Source organism: Aquisphaera insulae (assembly GCF_011064615.1).
Taxonomy (GTDB): domain Bacteria; phylum Planctomycetota; class Planctomycetia; order Isosphaerales; family Isosphaeraceae; genus Aquisphaera; species Aquisphaera insulae.
The window spans coordinates 1-4518 of the sequence record NZ_JAALJH010000182.1 but is presented as its reverse complement, the minus strand read 5'-3'; the positions used below and the strand labels follow the sequence as shown (position 1 = coordinate 4518).

The 4518-nt window shown below is 60.5% G+C and carries 4 protein-coding genes; 1 reads left to right on the top strand and 3 read right to left on the bottom strand.

The genetic code is table 11. The annotated features are described in order from the left end of the window. Together G6O54_RS36485 and G6O54_RS36480 are read right to left on the bottom strand one after the other, a co-directional pair. Positions 1-522 (bottom strand): class I SAM-dependent methyltransferase (locus G6O54_RS36485; protein WP_165235882.1); only part of this gene is annotated, 522 nt, incomplete at its 3' end. A 273-nt stretch (positions 523-795) separates the two neighbouring features. After that, the gene (locus tag G6O54_RS36480) at positions 796-1128 is read right to left on the bottom strand and encodes a hypothetical protein (RefSeq protein ID WP_165235879.1); all 333 of its coding nucleotides are present in this window, start codon (positions 1126-1128) and stop codon (positions 796-798) included. Positions 1129-1322: 194 nt separating this feature from the next. Between G6O54_RS36480 and G6O54_RS36475 the strand changes: the two genes are divergently transcribed. Next, on the top strand, positions 1323-2240 hold the full coding sequence (locus tag G6O54_RS36475) for an IS5 family transposase (RefSeq protein WP_205679169.1): 918 nt from the start codon (positions 1323-1325) through the stop codon (positions 2238-2240). Here G6O54_RS36475 and G6O54_RS36470 read toward each other — a convergent pair. Then, positions 2172-4518, bottom strand: a 2347-nt coding sequence (locus G6O54_RS36470) for an RHS repeat-associated core domain-containing protein (RefSeq protein ID WP_165235876.1), incomplete at its 5' end; no start/stop codon positions are given. The genes G6O54_RS36475 and G6O54_RS36470 overlap by 69 nt on opposite strands.

The following is a 4518-nucleotide window of genomic DNA, read 5'->3' as shown; positions in this document are numbered from 1 at the left end:
CACTTCGACCCAGGGGACGGGGCTGCCGAAGTCGTGCCAGACGAGCCAGCCGCCGGGCGCCAGCGCGTCGTAGGCCTTGCGGCTGTCGGCCAGCGCGTGGGAGAAATCATGGCCGCCGTCGATGAAGGCGAAGTCCAGCGGCGCCAGCCGGCCGAGGTCATAACCGAGCGAGTCGGCCGTGATGAAGAGGGCCTTGTGCACGGTGCCGAAGTGGTCGGCGAACCGCCCCCGCTCGGCGAGCGTCGGCACCTCGGCGAGCTGCTCCGACGCCCCCGCGGCGGCCCGCGGCATCCCGCGGACCAGGTCGATCGTGAACACCCGGGCGTCCTCGGGCGACCACCGCGTGAGATTGGCCGTCATGTGCCCCAGCGCCGTGCCGACCTCGAGGATGCGATTCGGTCGGGCGTGGCTGAGCAGCGTCAGGACCGCGGTCGTGTCGGCCTCGCGGGTGTATGCGCAGAGCGCCCCACCGAGACTCGGGTCGCCGAAGCGGGTGCGGAACTCGTCTGGGCCGATAGGCACGACTTGGCGGGAGCATCGAGGCTGCGACGACATCGGATATCCATGCCCTTCACCAGTTCGGCGGACTCATGAGGACGAAGGACACCACCGAATGATGGCGGGGCTCTAAAGGGCGATCAGATTGAGCCGACCCGACGCATGACATTTGTCGATTCGGCTCCTGACCCCTTTCCGCCCCTCTCTCGCCCATCTTACACTGGTCACTTTTGCACTCCGACACAGCAACAAGTTAATATCGGTTCCTGACACCTTTTCGCCGGCCACTATCGCTTCCTATCCTCCACTATGTTCTGGCCTCTCCCTTATAAAAAGTTCTGTTTCGCCCGTTTCATCGTCAACTTTAACATGGGCCCAGGTTCCTTTAGTTTCTGTCTGCGAATAGATAATAAGGTATATAATTACCCAATGCGCTCGAACAAGCCTCGCCTGACTGGCGAATTCTCTAATTTGCTTGTCATCAAGAAATTCTCTGGTTATATCTGATTGTACAACACGCTGCATCATAGTTTCTCCATTACGCCATTCGACGGTGAGTCGCCTTACCTCACCATTGGTTCGTCCCTTGATTAGATCATCGGCAATAGCTAATGCCTGGGTCTCTGTCATAATCGCCTCTCTTACTGAAGTATGAGTCAAGAAACACTGTCATCGACGCAAGAATGATGCGATTCCAGTATAAGGAGGGGGCAGCTTGACGTTACAGAAATCACCCTTAGTGGCTATCCGGCAACTTCTCGATTGACGTAAACGCTTCATCTCCAAGGAGGTCCGAGAATCACAACACGACGAAGCACGCATCCATGCGGAAGTCCTACCCCTCCAACCTGACCGACGAGCAGTGGGTGATCCTCGAGCCCCTCATCCCGGTCAACAAGACGGGTCGGCCTCGCACGGTGTCGATGCGCGAGATCCTCAACGCGATCTTCTACCTCAACCGGGCCGGCTGCCGGTGGGACATGCTGCCCCACGACCTGCCGGCCAAGAGCACCGTCTACGACCACTTCGCCCGGTGGCGCGACGACGGCACCTGGCAGCGGATGATGGACGCCCTGCTCCAGGACGTGCGCAGGGCCGACGGGCGGGAGCCCCACCCCGGCGCCGCGAGCATCGACAGCCAGACCGTTAAGGGGACCGAAGTCGGCGGCGAGCGGGGTCACGACGGGGGCAAGAAGATCACCGGCGTCAAGCGACATATCGTGGTGGACGTCCTGGGGTTGATCCTGGTGACGATGGTGTCGGCGGCGTCGGCCGACGAGGGTACATTCGCGCCGGATGTGTTGTCGCGCTTCACGACCGAGCAGAAGGGGCGGTTGGAGGTCGTGTGGGCCGACGGCAAGTACAACAATCGACGGCTCGACGCCTGGATGGCGACGGAAGGGGTTGAATATCGCATCGAGGTGATCGGCCGCCCGGCGGGTAGCGTGGGCTACGTCAAGCTGCCGAGGCGCTGGGTCGTGGAGCGCACCTTCGCCTGGCTGGGCCGCTACCGGCGAAACAGCCGGCGCTACGAGGTGTATGAGCGGAGCGGCGAGTCGATGCTCAACATCAGCTCGATTCATCGAATGCTCAGGTGGATAAAGCAGATGCATCGAAGCCGCCTGCGAATTTCAAGTACCGATCCTAAAACGACTTGGTTACCCGATAGTCTCTTACCCGGTTGGCAACGGCGGGCCTGGTGGATTTGGCCTGTCTGGATGATTCAAAATGTCGTCGATTAATTTATCAATCATCTTTTGAGCTTTTTCGTATATCTCCCTGTATGCTTTTTCGTTCCTAGGATCCATTCCACCGGGTGTCCCAACTGTAAACTCAATCCACGCCTGATCGCTTATCGCTTGAACTTCCTTGATTTTATCGAGCAAGTCCTCGTACTTTGTCGCCATTGCATACGAATAGACCTTGATCGCGTAAAGGTTCTGAACGTACTTATCTCGTAGCGTCAAAGCATCCGTGATCGCTTGCTGCCTAACGCATTCTGAATATGCTGCATACCACTGCGATGCAAGATATCCAGCCGCAACAAGCTCCGCAGCGAGTACAGCGGATCCGGCCACCATGGCTCCTGCATATGCGATTTCCCCGGCTGAAAGGGCACCTCCGCCTGACGCCAAAGCGGGCGCAATGAGTCCTTGCGCCGTTGTACCACTTGGGTCTATCGAGTTTGTGGGATTGTTAGATACGTACCGATAAAGATTCTGGTCTCCGGTGGCGAATTGCAACGGATCTAGGCTGGTAAATCGACCAACAGAAGCATCGTAGTAGCGAGCGCGATAGGCGTAGATCGCAAGACCCGGGTAGAGTTCTCGCCCTGTGTACTTGAAGCGATCACCACTGCCAGGAGTACTTTCACCCGTTAAGCTTCCGTAACTGTTGTACACGACGTGATCAATGACTACACCTGATGTGTTTGAGAGATCCCGCACCGAGCCCAGCCGGTCGGTCAGATACCAGGCAGTCGTACCGCCCGACGACGTGCGGGCGAACAGTTTGTCGACGGCTGGCCCGCTTACGTAACGAGTAATCAGCACGCCGGACACATTGAATTCTGCGTAGACGTTTGCATCCATGTTTGTGCCATCGTAAGTAACCCAGCTTTGGGTGCCGCTGTCCTTAAAGCCGATCCTCCGGTCCAGCGCGTCGTACGTGTACGTCGCGACGACCGTGCCGCTCGTGGTCACCTGTGTCAGGTGATTGCGGTTGTCGTAGGTGTACGTCGTCACGACGTGGGTCGACGTGTTCGTCTGGGCCAGCAGGTTTCCTTCATTGTCGTACGTGTACGTCACCCCCGGCGAGGCCGTCAGCTCGTTGCCCGTGCCGGTGGAATAGCCCGTCATGGTCCGGTTACCATTGGCGTCGTAGCTGTAGTCCTCGGTCCGCGAGCCCCTGGCCGTCAGCAATTCACCACCGGAGTCGTACGTGTAGGTGACGGTCCCCTCGGCATTGACCTCGGTCGTAACGCGGTTGCCATTGTCGTAGCCGTAGACGTACGTGGCCAGGGCCGTGCCGCCGCCGGTCTGGTGGGTGATTGTGCCGATGCGGTCGGCCGCGTCGTAGACGAGCGTCGTGTTCACGGCCGTGCCGCTGCCGCCGATCGTCCGGTTGATGGACGTCTCGCGGTTGGCGGCGTCGTAACCGAGGACGACCTGCGGGCCGGCCACGCCGTTGTAGGAGGCTGCGATCGACGTGAGCCGGAAGGCCGCGTCGTAGGTGTAGGTGGTCCGTCCCACATTCGACGTGACGTTGTCGACCAGCGTCAGGCGATTGTGGTACTTGTCGTACGTTGAGGTCAGCGTGAGGCTCGGCTGGCCGGTGCCGGGGCCGGACTCGGCCACGGTGAGCTGGTTGCCGCCGCTGTCGTAGGTCATCGTCAGAGTGGCGTAGCTGTCGGTGACGCCGGTCATCTCGGTGTCGGCGTCGTAGGTGTACGTGACGCGGTTGGAGACGCCGCCGGAGCTCGTCAGCCAGGTCTCGCCGGTCTCGCGGCCGCCGGAGTCGTACGAGTAGGTCGTGCGGCGGCCGTTGCGGTCTGTCTTGTCGGTCAGTTCGCCGCCGGAATCGTACGAGTACGTCGCGGAGTGACCCAGCGGATCCGTCATCGTCGTCATGCGATTGGCCGAATCGTACCCCCAGGTGGTGCGGTTGCCCACCGGGTCGGTCAGGCCGGTCATGCGGCTGGCGGCGTCGTAGGACATGGTGGTCTGGCCGCCCCGCGGATCGATGACGGTCGTGGCCCTGTTCAGCGCATCGTAGAGCGTCGTGGTCACGTTGCCAAGGGCGTCCTTGACGGTTTGCTGGTTTCCGCCCGAATCGTAGCCGTAGGCCGTGGCATGGCCCAGCGCGTCGGTCACGGTGGCGAGCCGGTTGCGCGAATCATAGGCCATCGTCGTCACGTTGCCGTTGGCGTCCTTCAAAGTGGTCTGGTTGCCGACCGCATCGTAACCGCGCACGGTGCTGTGGCTGAGGGCGTCGGTGACCGTCACCAGGCGATCGTCGTTG

Excerpts from the sequence above, each read along its gene's own strand:
- G6O54_RS36480 (WP_165235879.1), bottom strand. The coding sequence starts at position 1,128 with ATGACAGAGACCCAGGCATTAGCTATTGCCGATGATCTAATCAAGGGA.
- G6O54_RS36475 (WP_205679169.1), top strand. The coding sequence starts at position 1,323 with ATGCGGAAGTCCTACCCCTCCAACCTGACCGACGAGCAGTGGGTGATC.